Annotated in this window: 18 protein-coding genes and 1 pseudogene; 16 read left to right on the top strand and 3 right to left on the bottom strand. The window is 59.3% G+C overall.

The window, feature by feature from the left end; translation table 11 throughout:
* Nucleotides 1–61: 61 nt before the first annotated feature.
* Nucleotides 62–358, top strand: coding sequence for a lipoyl domain-containing protein (locus A6B35_RS08540; protein WP_244425899.1), 297 nt, complete (start codon nt 62–64; stop codon nt 356–358).
* A gap of 73 nt (nt 359–431) precedes the next feature.
* Complete coding sequence (locus A6B35_RS08535) at nt 432–818, top strand: hypothetical protein (protein WP_006201005.1); 387 nt, start codon at nt 432–434, stop codon at nt 816–818.
* A gap of 45 nt (nt 819–863) precedes the next feature.
* Here the strand turns inward: A6B35_RS08535 and A6B35_RS08530 are convergent, their stop codons facing one another.
* Both A6B35_RS08530 and A6B35_RS08525 read right to left on the bottom strand, forming a co-directional pair.
* A complete protein-coding gene (locus A6B35_RS08530; protein ID WP_006201006.1) occupies nt 864–1226 on the bottom strand; it encodes a c-type cytochrome in 363 nt (120 codons plus the stop codon).
* A 40-nt stretch (nt 1227–1266) separates the two neighbouring features.
* Nucleotides 1267–1605 (bottom strand): phasin family protein, encoded by a 339-nt coding sequence (locus A6B35_RS08525; RefSeq protein WP_006201007.1) that lies wholly within the window; start codon nt 1603–1605, stop codon nt 1267–1269.
* A gap of 379 nt (nt 1606–1984) precedes the next feature.
* Between A6B35_RS08525 and A6B35_RS08520 the strand changes: the two genes are divergently transcribed.
* From A6B35_RS08520 to A6B35_RS36550, 7 genes are all read left to right on the top strand, one after another.
* Nucleotides 1985–2524: an Hsp20/alpha crystallin family protein gene (locus tag A6B35_RS08520; protein WP_006201008.1), complete on the top strand. Its 540-nt coding sequence runs from the start codon at nt 1985–1987 to the stop codon at nt 2522–2524.
* Between the two features lie 800 nt (nt 2525–3324).
* The gene (locus tag A6B35_RS08510; protein ID WP_006201009.1) at nt 3325–3912 is read left to right on the top strand and encodes a DUF6448 family protein; all 588 of its coding nucleotides are present in this window, start codon (nt 3325–3327) and stop codon (nt 3910–3912) included.
* Between the two features lie 58 nt (nt 3913–3970).
* The gene (locus tag A6B35_RS34315; RefSeq protein WP_006201010.1) at nt 3971–4438 is read left to right on the top strand and encodes a hypothetical protein; all 468 of its coding nucleotides are present in this window, start codon (nt 3971–3973) and stop codon (nt 4436–4438) included.
* A 91-nt stretch (nt 4439–4529) separates the two neighbouring features.
* Nucleotides 4530–4865, top strand: a complete 336-nt coding sequence (locus tag A6B35_RS08500; protein ID WP_040582353.1) for a hypothetical protein — start codon at nt 4530–4532, stop codon at nt 4863–4865.
* A gap of 605 nt (nt 4866–5470) precedes the next feature.
* Nucleotides 5471–7036, top strand: coding sequence for a PAS domain S-box protein (locus tag A6B35_RS08495; RefSeq protein WP_006201013.1), 1566 nt, complete (start codon nt 5471–5473; stop codon nt 7034–7036).
* On the top strand, nt 7032–7667 hold the full coding sequence (fixJ, locus tag A6B35_RS08490; RefSeq protein ID WP_050900717.1) for a response regulator FixJ: 636 nt from the start codon (nt 7032–7034) through the stop codon (nt 7665–7667). The genes A6B35_RS08495 and fixJ overlap by 5 nt, the downstream gene beginning before the upstream one ends.
* Nucleotides 7668–7939: 272 nt before the next feature.
* Entirely contained in the window at nt 7940–8293 is a 354-nt protein-coding gene (locus tag A6B35_RS36550; protein WP_244425890.1) for a hypothetical protein, read from the top strand.
* A 30-nt stretch (nt 8294–8323) separates the two neighbouring features.
* Here A6B35_RS36550 and A6B35_RS35470 read toward each other — a convergent pair whose 3' ends face one another.
* Nucleotides 8324–8494 carry a hypothetical protein gene (locus A6B35_RS35470; protein WP_156788608.1) on the bottom strand — a complete coding sequence of 57 codons (171 nt, stop codon included), beginning with the start codon at nt 8492–8494 and terminating at the stop codon, nt 8324–8326.
* Nucleotides 8495–8841: 347 nt separating this feature from the next.
* Between A6B35_RS35470 and A6B35_RS08480 the strand changes: the two genes are divergently transcribed.
* The 7 genes and pseudogenes from A6B35_RS08480 (at nt 8842) to A6B35_RS08450 (ending at nt 15008) form a co-directional block, all read left to right on the top strand.
* Nucleotides 8842–9393 (top strand): Spy/CpxP family protein refolding chaperone, encoded by a 552-nt coding sequence (locus tag A6B35_RS08480; RefSeq protein WP_006201017.1) that lies wholly within the window; start codon nt 8842–8844, stop codon nt 9391–9393.
* A gap of 99 nt (nt 9394–9492) precedes the next feature.
* A complete protein-coding gene (locus A6B35_RS08475) occupies nt 9493–10194 on the top strand; it encodes a hypothetical protein (RefSeq protein WP_006201018.1) in 702 nt (233 codons plus the stop codon).
* A 105-nt stretch (nt 10195–10299) separates the two neighbouring features.
* Nucleotides 10300–10692: a DUF2267 domain-containing protein gene (locus tag A6B35_RS08470; protein ID WP_006201019.1), complete on the top strand. Its 393-nt coding sequence runs from the start codon at nt 10300–10302 to the stop codon at nt 10690–10692.
* Nucleotides 10682–11401 carry a phosphoribosyltransferase gene (locus A6B35_RS08465; protein WP_006201020.1) on the top strand — a complete coding sequence of 240 codons (720 nt, stop codon included), beginning with the start codon at nt 10682–10684 and terminating at the stop codon, nt 11399–11401. The genes A6B35_RS08470 and A6B35_RS08465 overlap by 11 nt, the downstream gene beginning before the upstream one ends.
* An 11-nt stretch (nt 11402–11412) precedes the next feature.
* A pseudogene (locus A6B35_RS08460) lies at nt 11413–11843 on the top strand (pyridoxamine 5'-phosphate oxidase family protein).
* 89 nt (nt 11844–11932) lie between these two features.
* Nucleotides 11933–12640, top strand: coding sequence for an ABC transporter ATP-binding protein (locus A6B35_RS08455; protein ID WP_040582354.1), 708 nt, complete (start codon nt 11933–11935; stop codon nt 12638–12640).
* Nucleotides 12641–12644: 4 nt separating this feature from the next.
* A complete protein-coding gene (locus tag A6B35_RS08450) occupies nt 12645–15008 on the top strand; it encodes an ABC transporter permease (RefSeq protein WP_006201025.1) in 2364 nt (787 codons plus the stop codon).
* Nucleotides 15009–15059 lie beyond the last annotated feature (51 nt).

Here is a 15059-nt window from a genome sequence, read left to right as displayed (position 1 = left end):
AGAACCTCTGCAAGGCAGGCCACCCGCCGCGATCACTTGCGTCACGATCTGTCCTTTGATCGTGATCAAGGCCCACCTTGGTGAAGGGAATATCATGCAGCCGCAAAGGAGAATTGCGATGCAATATATCAAGGCTGATGAGGCGCTATGGGCGTCCAGTATGTTGCCCGAGGGTATCCTGGAGCGTTGGTTCATTGCCAGCGGTGACGCAGTAAGGGCTGGCGATCGGATAGCAGAAGTTCGCGTCGAGGATGCGCTGCATGAGATTGTCTCGCCTGCAGCAGGCCGCGCGACGATTGTCGCCACGGCGAATGCCGTCATCGAACCCGGCTCGATCCTTGCAACGCTGGAGTCCTGATCCGCGTGAGGCATTCGACACTTCACGGCGACAATTGTGCCCCACTCAACCAACAGTCTCAAGGACGTAGCCCATGCAGACCCAACACGCCGTCGCCTGGCTGGACCATCGCGAAGCCAAAGTGTTCTTCTTCGATCGCGAACAGACCGAAGGTGTGAGACTTGCAACCGCGCTTACTCACCACCAGACCCACAACAAGGCAGGAACCATCGACGGGAAGCGTGCCCAGGAAAACCAAGCCTTCTACAATGACATTGTCGGTGCCTTGCAGCCGGCAAAGGAGTGGCTGATCGTGGGGCCGGGATCGGCTAAGGAAGAGTTGGTCAAGCATATCCGCAGCCACCATCCACGACTAGAAGAGCGCATCGTTGGCGTCGAGCCAGCAGATCATCCGACGGAACCGCAGATCGTGGCGCACGCACGAAAGTTCTTCCGCGCCGCCGACCGAATGCTCCCGTAGTCCTCCTGAAGGCATCGAACCGCAGATCGGATCAAGACGCGGCAATCACGGCTGCTGCAGGGTTTCGATATAGGCAAGGATAGCGTCGATTTGATCGGGGCTGGCAACCCATTCCGGCATATCGGGGTGCCCAGTCGAAAGGCCCTCGGCCAACGCCTCTTCAAGATCGGCAATCGGATAGCGCTGCGACAAGACGCGAAATGCAGGCGCGTCAGGGTGGCTGCTCTTATCCGTTCTTCCGATGGCGTGGCATCGCGCGCAATTGGCTTCGACCAGCGCCTTCCCGTGCGATACCGGATCGGCGCTTGCCCAACCGCCGGACAGGCCAAGCGCCGCAGCAAGGGCCACCACATGCAGGGCACATGCCGAAAACCGGCCCAGCCGTGGCGAGTTCATCGCAATGCCCATCCGGTGGTTTTGTCCACAGTTGTACTTCCGTGAGAGCCGATCACGCTACCGTGCTCGCCGCCATGTCTTCGATCGCGCTCTCGGCTTCCCTGCGCACGCGCCTGGCCATGTCCGAGGTCAGCCGAGACCCAACGCGGGCGAGATTGCTGGCCTCGATCGCATAGTCAGAAGTCGCGTTCTGCAGGAAATTGCTGGAGACATCGAAAACGTCCGCGAATTCGCCGCCAGCGAAGAGATCATCGATCAGTTTGATGTTTTGCTCGCAGCGATGTTTCCAGAAGGAAAGCGTCTCGATCTGGCAACGTATAGCAGCCTTTAGAGCAGTCGCCTGAAGGTCGGTCGCGGCAACGAGGAACTTCTGGCCATTTGCCATCGTCATTGGGTTCGTTCCGTTTCGTCATTGGCATTTGCGCAATGAGGCTACCCAGAGCTGACGGACCGTCGTTGATCGAGATCAATGTACGACCTTTGCCGCAGTGCTCGGACGCTTCTGCAAAGGATTCCTTGACTCAGATCAATATGGTCCGGACAGCCAGGTGCTTTGATGCAACCCTCGTCAGGCTGAGCCGAATTTGGCGAAGCGGGCGCGAAGGATCGCGCAAAAAAGGCGCGGATTCGCGAAGTGATGAACCTACTCGGCAAGGACGCCTGGTAAGCAGGCCCGCCGACCTCGGGCTCTGGCGCCTCTGGGAAACCTGAAGGTGGAGGGGCTGAGGCGGCGGTACCTGTCGATTAACTCGCTTCCGAGGAGAAAAACCATGGCCGAAGCTGCCACCAAATTGCCTGTCAAAACAGAAAAGAGCACTGCGCCGGCGCCAGCCGGCAACTGGACCGGTCCGTTCGAAAGCCTGCGGCGTGAAATCGACCGGCTGTTCGACGATTTCCACCCGTTCGACTTTCGCCTGCCCTCGACGCGTTCCCTGTTCGGACGTGAACTTCCGTCGCTGCGCAATGCGGACTGGCCGGTCGCACCGGCGATGGATCTTGTCGAGAAGGACAAGGAATACGAGATCACGGCCGAATTGCCCGGCATCGACGAGAAGAACGTCGAGATCAAGCTCGCCAACCGCATGCTGACGATCAAGGGCGAGAAGAAGGAGGAAAAGGAAGAGATGGACAAGGACTACTATCTGTCCGAGCGCCGCTACGGTTCCTTCCAGCGATCGTTCCAGCTGCCTGACGGCGTCGACGCCGACAAGATCGAGGCAACCTTCGCCAAGGGTGTGTTGACGGTGAAGCTGCCCAAGACCGCTGAAGCGCAGAAGGCCGAGAAGAAGATCACGGTCAAGGCCGCGTAATAGGCCGTGGCCGCTGATCGTCTCAGCGCGTCTGTTTGGCGCGCTGAGACCTGCTAAGTGAGACAATTTGCCGAACTGCGCCAGTTGGGACATGAGCCGGTCCCGAAACGGTAACATTTCGATGTAAGGAGTGTTGCCCCGCGCCATATCAACGCGATGCTTTGGCAATACTTCCTTGGCTGCCAGGCTCGCGGGACTGATCTCGTGCTTGGCTTTCGGCTATCTCGAGCTTCTTTTGCTCCAACGCCAACAAGCCTTCGATGACGCGCCGTTATTCTGGATCGGTCTTGGAGGCGAGCAGATCCCGAAAATGGGCGATGTTGGCACGCGCAATGAACCGGTCCATGACATACCTCAAGACCAGAACAGCAGCATCCTACACCCAAGCTCGGGCCGCCCAAAGCTATTTTGATGCTGCGACTCGGTTTCGGTCGCCCCCTCGGCCTCGATCACTTGGTCCTCCTCGAATCGGCAAGCTCGGCCGTGTCTACAGGGTTGGTCTTGCGCTGGGCGACATCCTATCGCCGATCGCCTTAGTTAAGAGTCGAGGCCATCTCGCCGCTCATTCAATCGGGCGCCGCGCCAGTTCGCCCTGGGCCTCCTTGCCGGGCCTCGGACTCCTCGCGCTCTGACAGGGCGACAGGTGCGACGAAGCTGCAGATTGGCAGCGAGCACCAGAAACTGGAAGGCCGGACCCACTCCGGGACGGCCCTAGCTGTTGATCCAGATCAAAGCTCATCGGAGACAGGCGTGTAAGTTTAGGGCTCGCGCAAAAGGAGTCGAAATCATGAGAGCTATCAATGATGGCAGCGGCTATTGGCGCTGCACTGGCAATCGGTTCACATGGTGCGCAAGCTCATTGCGATTCGCTCGACGGCCCGGTGGCAAAGGCCGTGGAGAGGGCTCTAGAGAGCGGCAACGTCAACCCAGTCTTAGCCTATGCTCCGGTCGCCGCCGAAGTGGAGATAAGCGCGGCCTTTGACCAGTCGCGAAAAGTCCGCGGACTCGGACCTGATGCGCGGATGTTGGCTGACCGGGCCTTCATGGAGACGGTCATACGGCTGCATCGTGCCGGCGAGGGCGCACCCTACACTGGACTAAAGCCTGCCGGCATCGACTATGGGCCAGTGATCCCCGCCGCAGACGTTGCGATCGAGACTGGCGATCTGACGAAACTCAAGGCAGTATTCTTGGAAGAGATCGACCATTCGCTTCGCGAGCGGCTCGGGCACGTGCGCGAGCTGCAGAAGGCGCCGCCCGAGCCCAAGACCGCCGCCGAAGTGCCTGCCGCGCGGGAGCGTGTTAGCGCCGAGCTTGGCTTTGTTACTTTCGCCGAGAGCATTCGACAGGCGGCTCTCGGAAGGGGCGCCGAACATCACGCTGACTAGATAGCGCCTTGGATCGAACGGTCTCGGCTCTTCAACCCTCCACCAGTAGGAGCGCGTCATGAAGTTCGCAATCCCATCTTCCTTGAAAGCCGAGCACGAAGAGTTGCACGCCGAACTGGCTCAAGCCATCAAGGCCGGTGGTCGCACGGGCGAGGCGGCGGCGGCTGTTGCCAAGCTAATGCACCCACACTTCGTTAAGGAGGAGGAATTTGCCTTGCCGCCCCTGGGTCTGCTCGCGGCCCTTTCTCGCGGCCAGATCGAAGACGGCATGGCAGATGTCGTCAAGATGACGGACCAGCTCGAGGCCGAGTTGCCGGGCATGCTCGCTGAGCACAGGCATATAGTGGCCGCGCTCGAAGCTCTGGTTGACGCGGCAAAGGCTGAAAACAAACCGCACCATGTCCGCTTTGCCAAAAAGCTCATATCGCATGCACGCGCGGAAGAAGAAGTCTCCTACCCGACGGCGCTCTTGATCGGTCGATTTGTGAAGGCCCTCCTTGCTGGCGGCAAGCCGAAGGTGGCCTGACGATCCGAATTTATATGGCAGTTCGGGAGCGCGGATGCAGGCCCATCACGGGAAGATGCGCCGTATCTGGCCGAGAGCTTCTGAGGCTGCAATGTCGGCGCTGAAGGCAGCGCGCACGTCAGGCGGAATACTTTGTGACGCGTCCGTGCTCATAAGTGTCTCCTATCGAGAGGATGGCAAGCATGGGGGCGTAAGGCCCGCTGACGCCGATTCCTCGATCAAATGCATGCTCGTCCATTCGAGCGTCGGGCTGGAACGTGACGCGCAGCGTTGCCCGAAGAATGTTGGCGCCGCCGATGTCAGCGCCGCCTGGATCAGCCGCGCCGTGGTCATTTCCGAGAAAATCGCGGCAAGTGTTACGGCGCTTTCCAAGATAGTCCTTAGCGTCGCGGATCTTCAGGACGGTGAAGAAGAGCGATCGCACTGACGAGCTGGCCCGACACTTCTGCAAACCAGACACTGGCCAAAGCCGACAAAGCTGTAAGTATGATGATGACCGATGTCAGCCCCCCATGCCCCCAGCCATCTCTTCGATTGCCAGTAAGAGGCCATGAGGCCGGAGAAGCTGCGCATCGAGGAAACGGGAGTTGCCGGCTGCTGTTCTACCGAGCGATGGCTCAACCAGCGCAACGCGACCTCCCGCCGTTGATGAGCGGGTGTCTGGGCACACAACGCTCATGGCATATGAAACGGGCTCCCCCCGCCCGATAGGATGAGGGGCACAAAAGAGGACGATTCTGTACAAGGCATGTTGGGTGCTGTTGCCGATATGATGCCGGATTCGTCCCCCTAAGTGTTACGGACATGGAGTGATGGCCTTCCATCGCCCGTTCCAGCTGTCTGAAGTTCCGTCCTGGTCGCGTGCGAGCAAATCCTGAAGATAGCGGCGTTGGCACACAATGCGCGCTGCAAACGTCGTATTGCGTATCGATTTCGCTTCCGGGGCGGCCAGACAAGACATCATCCGGAATGGTCCTGGCTGGCTGCGTCCTATCGCCAACAGCCTAGCAAATTGCGAGCAAATCGTTAGAAATGGGTGACCCCACGCAATTGTGGCTGCTTGGGCAACCTCGCTCGATGGGTGAAGCCGTGCCTGCAAGAGATCTACCAGGATTTCGAGGGCACGCCCTGCAAGTTCTCTTTTCTCCCCGCTTTGAAGGGTTAGAAGGATATCTGCTCGCTGTTGCGGCGGTCGCGGTCGTCTTCTTCGTCAGACTTATGCTGCAAGCCGCCCTTGGAAACAGCGCGGTCTTCATCCTGTTCGTTCCGGTTATCCTCATCTCGGCCATCGCAGGTGGCATAGGCCCTGGCCTCGTAGCGTTCGTCCTTTCGCTCGTGGGCGCCGTCTACATCGTTGGATATGCAGAGGCGACATTGATCCAGGTGATCGTCTTCACGCTGGTGGGGCTGATGATCGCATGGATGGGCGAGATGCTGCATCATGCCCGCCGGGCCATTGACCGAACCGAGGCCGCTCTCAAGGCGCGCGAAGCGCATGTGCGCTCCATTCTCGATACTGTTCCGGATGCAACGGTGGTGATCGACGAAGCCGGGATCATAAATTCTTTCAGCGCGGCAGCTGTCCGCCAGTTCGGCTATACGGAAGCAGAGGCTGTGGGCCAGAACGTCCGTCTCTTGATGCCCGAGCCTTATCATCGCGAACATGACGGCTACATCCAGCGCTACCTTAACACTGGCGACAGGCGAATCATCGGGATCGACCGCGTGGTCGTCGGCCGCAGAAGGGATGGCTCGACCTTTCCCATGAAGCTCTCGGTCGGCGAAATGATATCGGCAGACCAGAGGTATTTTACGGGCTTCATCCGGGACCTGACAGAGCGTGAAGAGTCGGAGGCTCGTTTGCAGGAGGTCCAGGGCGAACTGGCGCGGCTCGCTCGGCTGAATGAGCTTGGCGAGATGGCCTCGACCCTTGCCCATGAGCTTAACCAGCCGCTTGCGACAATCGCAAACTATTCACAAGGCTGCGTGCGCCTCCTGGGCCGCCTTGACGACGCCGCAGCCGAGCCCCTCAAGGAAGCACTCGAAGAGATGGCCAAGCAGTCGTTGCGCGCGGGCGGCATCATTCGCCATCTTCGCGAGTTCGTCACACGCGGCGAGACCGAGAAGTCGCGGGAAGCCATGCGCAAGCTGATTGAAGAGGCTGGAGCTCTGGCACTCGTCGGCTCGCGAGAACAGGGCGTGCGATCGGTATTCGAATTCTCTTCAGATAGGGATGACGTCCTTGTGGACCGGGTTCAGATGCAGCAGGTCTTGATCAACCTGATGCGCAACGCCATGGAAGCCATGCGTGACAGCAAGCGACGAGAACTGACTGTACGCACTGCGCCAGAGTTTGATGGATTTGTGGCTGTGGAAGTCGCCGATACCGGGCCTGGAGTTTCCGAAGAGATCGCGTCTCGCCTGTTCCAACCGTTCGTCACCAGCAAGGCAAGCGGTATGGGCATTGGCCTTTCAATCTGCAGGCGTATCGTTGAGGCGCATGGCGGCAGCATATCAGTTAGCCGCAACAGCCACGGCGGGGCTACATTCCGGTTCTCATTGCCCACAGCCGCCGAAGAGAATGCAGATGAAGATTGACGAATACGTCGTTCACATTGTCGATGACGAAGAGGCAGTCCGCAGGTCGCTGGCCTTCCTTCTGGCGACGGCAGGCTTCATCGTGCGAGTTCATGAGTCGGCAACCAGCTTCCTTGCCGCCGCGCCGGGAATTGGCAAAGCCTGTCTCGTCACGGACCTGAGGATGCCCGACATGAGTGGCGTGGAACTGCTGGAGAAGCTCAACCAAATCGAAGCGGCTGTGCCTGTGGTCGTCATCACCGGTGACGGCGATATTCCGATGGCTGTTGCCGCCATGAGGGCAGGCGCGAGCGATTTCATCGAAAAGCCTTTCGAGGACGACGTTCTGATCGAGGCTATCAAACGAGCGGCGAGGCTTCTCGATCCCAACGCTGAGATCGTCAACGACGTGCCGGCGATGCGATCGCGGCTCGATCGACTTTCGGCGCGGGAGCGCGAGGTTCTATCGGCCGTTATTGCCGGACTGTCCAATAAGGCGATCGCTGACGACCTGAACATCAGTTCGCGGACCGTAGAAGTGCATCGCGCGAATGTCATGTTCAAAATGCAAGCAAGCAGCTTGCCCGAACTGGTTCGGATTGCGATGGCACTGGAGTTGGCGGACAAGGGAAAACCGGCCGACCCAGGTTGATTGGTGGGTATCAATCGCCCGACCTGTCCAAACGCAATCGAAAGGCATACCGACAGCCCTGGCAGGCCTTCTGACGCACCTAGGTGGAATCCCCTACGGATCAGACCGGATTTCGCGGTCGCAGATACTGCGTCATAGATCGCCGCCAGCACCGGAAGAATGTCAGTTCGACTTTGGTGACATTCGTCTCATCATCGATCCTGTTCCCGTGCTCAAACCCTAGACAGAAGGCAAAATCAGGATGCCTGGCTGCGAAGCGTCGAGATCGTCAAATGACAAACATTGCAGACCTTGGCGGCATGGCAGCCGCGAACTCAACTGGCGACCGTCGTTCGGAAGGCATTCCGCTGCCCGGCACCAGAGATGACAACCAGGCGTTGGATTTGACTTGCGTCAAAGATGCCTTCGCCATTTCGCTCAAAAATGAATCGATGTGGGAACCAATATCGACGGCCCCTTTCGATCGAGATCTGGAACTGGCTGTTATAGACAAGGACGGCCCCCATGCGCTCGTTTTTCCCTGCAGACGCGTACTGACTGGCTGGATTAAGTCGACAGCGAAGGAATGGATAGATATATCACCCACTCATTGGCGGATATGGGAGCAAGACATTAATGATGCCTAGCGGCGACGCCGTTCATCCCCTGCGTTTATACTAGCCTGACTCTTTTCCTTTTTCAGCTTCTTCGATTTTCTTGAGTTTTTCCTGTTCTTTCGCCATTAGATCGAGCAAGGTCTTGCGCTTGACCTCATCAAGCTCTTCGATCAAGCGTTGTCGAAAATGTTCGATATTGAGGCGAGCAATCCGCTTATCCACACTCGTCACAAAAGCAGCCGCAGCGGCTTCCCTGTGTATCTGCGCGCCAACTTAGCATAGGCGGTTCGGCAGGTATCGCGACAAGATTCAGTCGCGAGTTCGATCTTGCCCCAGTGCCTGCATCTGACGGTTCGTAAGCTCGGCGCAAATCCGGCCAGATGCGTCAGTCTCACTGCCGGCATGCTTCGGGATCGCATGGCTGTCGAAACCACTCCCTCTTCGATTCCTCCACGAGCGAGGCCGCACCACTGTGCCGTCTCGAAGGGCCGGCCGGCGCTCGTTGATGCAGGTCAAGGCCACTAACGCAATAATGTGATTTTTGGCTACTCGGCCGTCGCTCTGAATGGAGAAGTCCGATGTTCAATTCACGCCGTGTTTTCGTAGCGGGACTGATGATCACCGTTGTCGCAATGCCTGTTGTTGCAGGGGCAGAAGACAACGATTCCGGTTGGTGGCCCCGGTGGGGGATGGGCCGAATGATGATGGGCCAATGGGGTGGCCCGATGGGTGGCTATGACTCAGACGAGATACTCGATCGAATTGATGGACGGCTCGCCTTTCTCAAGACGGAACTGAAAATCACCGACGAACAGGCGCCGTCTTGGGATGAGCTTGCCGCCGTCATCCGCAGCACGGCCAAGTCTCACAACGCGTTGATGCAGGGCATGCTCAAGGAATTCCAGGATGGTGAGTTCCTGAAGAAGCCCTTGCCCGAGCGACTGGCCTACCAACAGACCCATCTCGAAGCACGTCTGGAACAGGTAAAGACTGTCAGGGCAGCAGTCGAAAAACTATACGCAAAGCTGAGCGATGAGCAGAAGAAGGCAGCTGACGAGATCGTCCTGCCGATGATGGGCATGGGCATGGGGCGCTCAGGCAGCTTCGGGCCTGGAATGATGCTCAGGTAGTCTCCATTCGCTGAAGGAGACATGTCCTTGGAGACCGGAGTACGACGTCTATCGTACGAACATGCGCCGATGCGGATAATCTGCGGAGGAACGGTGCACATGTTCGTCGTGTTTCGGGTGCTGGGCCTGGCGGCACTGTCTGCGTTCGGTACGACCCATGCAGACGGCTCGACGATCGTTCCAATGGGAGTTGTCTACAGCAACAGGACCGAAGAGACCGAAGAAGCCAGGGTTTGTGAGATCATCCTCGATGTCAGCAACCCGCCATCGCGCGAACTCGTCAAGTTCATCACGCTTGGCGGATACACCAAGGCCGACGGGGCGGTGCTAGCCGGCTTTCTCATGGGTGTAGCCGACATCGTAGCAGTCGAACGGGCCGACATCGTGCAGATTACGGACGCAACCTTCAATGCCGCGACCTTCAGTTCGCTGGGCCAGTTGAACTACGAAACCTATGATGACGGTACGGTGATGGCGACGACGGAGAACGCCGAGTTCGCCGCCCCCTTCATCAACGCCGTGCTTGCCGGAAACTACGAGTTGGGTTTCTCCCGCTTGGAATCGGGTGCCGGAATGCGGACCTACAAGATCCTACCTGCTCCGTCTGAGGCCGTGGCGAGCAACTTCATTCGCTGCATGGATGATTTGGCGATGGAGTCTCAGCAGGTTCGATCATCAGTATCGACAAAGAGAAGCCCGCTGCCGGCGGGAAATGGCAACAGGCCGGGCATCACGATGGATCAGGGAGGTCGACCCATCGTTCACCCAGGTCAGGGGAGGACATGGGCAACCCACAAGTAAGAAAGGGGCATGCTCAACTTTTTGGATCTCGCGCCGGCAATTTGACGCGGCTCAATGCGATGGTCTTCCCGTCCGATATGATGCCACGCGTGAAGGAGTACTCTGATGACCCACACGTCGGTTATAGGTTTTACTCACGCAGCCGAGCAGGCCCAGCAATGGGTGAACGAGTTGGCCAAGGATTTGGACTGGAGCGAGCAGAGCGCATACCGGTTCATGAAATCAGTTCTGCATACCTTGCGGGACTGGCTGTCGCCGGAGGAAATGGCCGACCTTTCCGCTCAGCTGCCGACGCTTGTCAGGGGTATCTATTTCGAAGGCTGGAAACCGTCGGACGCGCTTTGGCTACGAACCGGACGTCGATATCGATACGGCGATCAAAGCGGTCTTCAAGCTCCTCGACCGACACATTTCGCATGGCGAGATCGTCCAGGTCCGCAATTCGATGAAGAAATCGCTCCGTCATCTGTGGCCGGAAGGTTGATCGATGTTTCGTGACCGTCAGGAAGCCGGACAAAAGCTCGGCATCGAGCTGGAGAAGCTCCGGCTGCATCAGCCCATCGTTCTCGCGTTGCCGCGGGGCGGCGTTCCTGTCGCGGCTGAAGTGGCCAAGGCACTGAAGGCCCCGCTCGATCTGATTATCGTGCGCAAGGTCGGCGCACCGGGAAATCCCGAACTGGCTGTTGCGGCGATCGTCGACGGCGATCCTCCGGATGTCGTGCTCAATCGAGACATCGTCGAAGCCTACTCGCTCGACGATGACGAACTTCGGGTATTGATCGCCAGAGAGCGCCCCGAGCTGGAACGTCGTCGCCTTGCGTATCGTGGAAAGCATCCGCCCTTATCACTCACCGGAAAGACCGCAATCATCGTCGACGACGGCGTCGCTACCGGCACGACGATGAAGGTAGCAATCCGTGCCCTCAAAAGACGCTCGGCTCGAGAGGTTGTCGTGGCCGTTCCCGTGGCGCCCCCGGACACTTTGGCTGAGCTTGCCTGTGAAGCGGATTGGATCGTTTGCCTCAATCAGCCGGCGCATTTCCGCGCCCTCGGATACCACTTCCGCAGCTTCCCGCAGCTCACCGATGAGGACGTGACCAGCACGATGGATGAGGCTGCCAGGTGGCAAAATGCCGGCCAGCGCCGGAAGCGAGAACATATCATCGCGACAAAGAAACAGCGGCACGAAACAGGCGCAGAAAAGTAGGAGGTCGGTCCATGCTGGTCCGCACACTCTCTACCCTGGAATGCACGAAATTGCTCACGGCCAATCGTGTCGGCCACTTGGCTTGCGCAAAGGACGGACAGCCCTACGTCGTACCGTTCTACTACATGCGGACAATCATCTCTATGCGTTTTCCATGCCCGGCAAGAAGATCGACTGGATGCGAACCAACCCGCTTGTGTCGGTCCAGGTCGACGAACGCGGCCAAGGTCGAGGATGGAGAAGCGTAATTGTCGACGGCCGTTATGAAGAATTGCCTGACCAGCTTCAGCGCGATCATGCATGGTCCGTGTTGAGCAAGCACCCCGATTGGTGGGAACCGGGTGCTCTCAAACCGGTCATTCCCCCCGCCTCCGACAGCGCGCCGCACGTTTTCTTCCGGATCCTCATCGAGCAGGTGTCAGGCCGGGCGGCGAGCGAGTAAACCGCCCCGAGAAGGCACTGTTTGATGAGCGTCAAGGTGCCCGGCCGCGAATGCTGCGACAGTCGAAGCGTTCCACAGGGCTGCAAGGAATGCAAAAACCGACTTTTTCTGCCCATGGGGTGACCAAGGTCTACCACGCCGGCGAGATCGAGGTGTTCGCCCTGCGCGGTGTCGATCTCGAGCTCTATGAGGGAGAGATCGCCGTCCTGCTTGGGCCATCGGGCAGCGGAAAGTCGACCCTCCTCAACATCATGGGCGGGCTTGATCGCGCGACCGCAGGTGAGGTGCACTTTCGCGACCAAGATCTGACAACCTTCTCAGAGAGGCAGTTCACCCGCTTTCGGCGCGATCATGTCGGCTTCGTGTTCCAGTTCTACAATCTGATCCCGAGCCTGACCGCTTGGGAAAACGTCGCGCTGGTCACAGAGATTTCGTCCAATCCGATGAAGCCCGAGGAGGCGCTGGAGATGGTCGGGCTCAAGGACCGCATAACGCATTTCCCCGCCCAGCTCTCCGGCGGAGAGCAGCAAAGGGTGGCGATTGCCCGGGCAATCGCCAAGCGCCCGGAAGTGATGCTGTGCGACGAGCCCACCGGCGCCCTTGATTCGAAGACAGGCGTTCTGGTCCTCGAAGCGCTGTCGCGGATCAACGAGGAGATGAAGACGACCATGGCGATCATCACGCACAATGCCGGCATCCGGCAGATCGCGCATCGCGTCTTCACATTCAAGGACGGCCGCATTGCCGATGTCGCCGTCAACGACCAGCGGGCACGGCCCGCCGAAGTAAGCTGGTAGAGCCATGTCGGTTCTCGATCGCAAGCTTCTGCGCGATCTCCTGCGGATGTGGGCGCAGGTCCTCGCCATCGCGCTCGTGATGGCCTGCGGCGTCGCGACGATCATTATCGCCGTCGGCGGCTATCGATCGCTGGAGCAAACGCGCACCGCATTCTACGATCGCTACAGGTTTGCCACCGTCTTCTCCGGGCTGACGCGCGCGCCGCTGCAACTTCGCGAGCGCATGGCATCGATCGCGGGGATAAGCGGCATCGAATTGCGTATCGTCGAGCCGGTTTTGCTGGACATGCCTGGCATGGCCGAGCCGGCAACCGCCATTGCCGTCTCGATCCCCGATCGCAGCGAGCCTGCTGTCAACAGACTTTACTTACGCATCGGCCGGCTGCCTGAATCCGGACGGCCCGGTGAGGTAGCGGTGACCGAACGTTTCGCGACAGCGCACCGCATGGCGCCCGGAAGCACGTTCGATGCCGTCCTGAATGGTCGCAAGCGGACGCTTACCGTCACGGGCATCGCACTTACGCCCGAATACATCTACGCGCTCGGCCCTGGCGACATGGTGCCAGACCCGCGGCGCTTCGGCGTCTTCTTCATGCCCCGAACCGTGCTTGCCGGTATCTTCGACATGGATGGCGCATTCAACGATGTCGCCATGCGCACCCAGCGCAGTGCCGACATCAAGGCGATCGAGGACGCAGTTGATCGTATCCTGAGGCCGTACGGAGGAACCGGGACGCATGGGCGTACCGACCAGGTATCCCATGCATTTCTCGACAATGAGCTGATCCAGCTCCGTGCAATGGCCACCGTCATCCCCCCGGTGTTCCTCTTTGTGTCTGCCTTCCTGGTCAACATGATCCTGTCACGGTTGATCGTGCTCGAGCGCGAACAGATCGGGTTGATGAAGGCCGTTGGGTACGGATCGGGGGCAATTGGCTGGCATTATGCCAAACTGACACTGGTGATCGCATTGATCGGCATCGCCGTCGGCGCTGGTGCCGGCAACTGGCTAGGCCGCGGCCTCACCACCCTCTATGCGAGGTTCTTCTCCTTTCCCTTCCTCATCTTCCAGCAAAGTCTCGACCTCTATGCCATTGCCGCCGCCATAAGCGCACTGGCGGCGCTGTTGGGTGCGGCGCGGGCGATCTGGAGCGTTGTCACGCTTCCGCCGGCGGTTGCCATGCAACCACCGGCACCGGCTCGATACCGGAGCTTCCTCACGGGCGATCGCCGTCTCCTTTCAGCGTTTTCGCAATTGACCATCATGGCGTTCAGACATCTGCTGCGCTGGCCTTTGCGCTCTTTGTTGACGGCGTTGGGGACCTCCCTCGCCGTCGCTCTGCTTGTCACTGCGCTGTTCTCCTTCGATTCCATAGCGTTCATGGTCGACACGGTTTTCTTCCGTGCCGAGCGGCAGGATGCGACCTTGTCATTCGGGGTCGAGCAATCACCACGCGCCCTGCAGTCGGTTGCCGCCATACGAGGCGTGCTGCGCGCCGAGGCGTTCCGGGCAACAGCTGTGGTCCTGCGCCACGGCCATCGCGAGCGCCGGCTGGTGATCTCGAGTGTTCCGCAAAAGGCCGACCTCGCCCGGGTTCTCGATCTCGATCTCGCTCCGATCGATCCGCCACCGGCCGGCCTCATGCTATCCGAAAGGGTCGCTTCGCTACTCGACCTGCGTATCGGAGATTTGGCAGAGGTCGAACAGCTCGAAAAGGCGCATAAAATGGTCCGCGTCCCCGTGACCAGCATTGTCCAGAGCTATGTCGGGCTCGCCGTCTACATGCGGACCGAGGCGCTCGACCGGCTGGTTGGCGGCGGACCACGCGTTTCCGGGGTCAGGGTAGCTGTCGATCCAGCCCGCCTCGGCGACCTCTACGGCGCCATCAAACAGACGCCGGCTATCGCCTCGATCGCGCTGCAGGGCATATCGCGTCAGCGCTTCCGTGAGACGATTGGAGAGAACATCACAATCATGACCAGCGTCTACACGGCGCTTGCCGTCATCATTGCCTTCGGCGTTGTCTACAACTCGGCCCGCATTCAGCTTTCCGAGCGCGCCCGAGAACTCGCCGGCTTGCGCGTGCTCGGCTTCACCAGGAGCGAGGTTTCGAGCGTCCTGCTCATCGAACTGGCCACCATCGTGGCGCTGGCGCAGCCTCTTGGCTGGACGCTCGGCTATCTTTTCTCGTGGTCCGTCGTCAGGGGCTTCGAAAGCGATCTCTTCCGCATACCGTTCGTGGTCAATCGTTCCACTTTCGCGCTTGCCAGCCTGGTCGTGCTTGCAGTGGCCACGCTTTCGGCACTGGTTGTGCGGCGTCGCATCGACCGACTGGATCTCGTGCGTGTCCTCAAGACAAGGGATTAGTCCGATGAGGTCGATCTGGATGAAACGCGTCGGACTCGTGCTTCTCGCACT

The sequence above is a fragment of the Mesorhizobium amorphae CCNWGS0123 genome, assembly GCF_001686985.1.
Taxonomy (GTDB): Bacteria; Pseudomonadota; Alphaproteobacteria; order Rhizobiales; family Rhizobiaceae; genus Mesorhizobium; species Mesorhizobium amorphae.
Note: the sequence above shows the minus strand (reverse complement) of the source record. Positions and strands in the feature narration are given on the sequence as shown.

Excerpts from the sequence above, each read along its gene's own strand:
- A6B35_RS08535 (WP_006201005.1), top strand. The coding sequence starts at position 432 with ATGCAGACCCAACACGCCGTCGCCTGGCTGGACCATCGCGAAGCCAAA.
- A6B35_RS08530 (WP_006201006.1), bottom strand. The coding sequence starts at position 1,226 with ATGGGCATTGCGATGAACTCGCCACGGCTGGGCCGGTTTTCGGCATGT.
- A6B35_RS08525 (WP_006201007.1), bottom strand. The coding sequence starts at position 1,605 with ATGACGATGGCAAATGGCCAGAAGTTCCTCGTTGCCGCGACCGACCTT.
- A6B35_RS08520 (WP_006201008.1), top strand. The coding sequence starts at position 1,985 with ATGGCCGAAGCTGCCACCAAATTGCCTGTCAAAACAGAAAAGAGCACT.
- A6B35_RS08510 (WP_006201009.1), top strand. The coding sequence starts at position 3,325 with ATGATGGCAGCGGCTATTGGCGCTGCACTGGCAATCGGTTCACATGGT.
- A6B35_RS34315 (WP_006201010.1), top strand. The coding sequence starts at position 3,971 with ATGAAGTTCGCAATCCCATCTTCCTTGAAAGCCGAGCACGAAGAGTTG.
- A6B35_RS08500 (WP_040582353.1), top strand. The coding sequence starts at position 4,530 with ATGTCGGCGCTGAAGGCAGCGCGCACGTCAGGCGGAATACTTTGTGAC.
- A6B35_RS08495 (WP_006201013.1), top strand. The coding sequence starts at position 5,471 with ATGGGTGACCCCACGCAATTGTGGCTGCTTGGGCAACCTCGCTCGATG.
- A6B35_RS36550 (WP_244425890.1), top strand. The coding sequence starts at position 7,940 with ATGACAAACATTGCAGACCTTGGCGGCATGGCAGCCGCGAACTCAACT.
- A6B35_RS08480 (WP_006201017.1), top strand. The coding sequence starts at position 8,842 with ATGTTCAATTCACGCCGTGTTTTCGTAGCGGGACTGATGATCACCGTT.
- A6B35_RS08475 (WP_006201018.1), top strand. The coding sequence starts at position 9,493 with ATGTTCGTCGTGTTTCGGGTGCTGGGCCTGGCGGCACTGTCTGCGTTC.
- A6B35_RS08470 (WP_006201019.1), top strand. The coding sequence starts at position 10,300 with ATGACCCACACGTCGGTTATAGGTTTTACTCACGCAGCCGAGCAGGCC.
- A6B35_RS08465 (WP_006201020.1), top strand. The coding sequence starts at position 10,682 with ATGTTTCGTGACCGTCAGGAAGCCGGACAAAAGCTCGGCATCGAGCTG.
- A6B35_RS08455 (WP_040582354.1), top strand. The coding sequence starts at position 11,933 with ATGCAAAAACCGACTTTTTCTGCCCATGGGGTGACCAAGGTCTACCAC.
- A6B35_RS08450 (WP_006201025.1), top strand. The coding sequence starts at position 12,645 with ATGTCGGTTCTCGATCGCAAGCTTCTGCGCGATCTCCTGCGGATGTGG.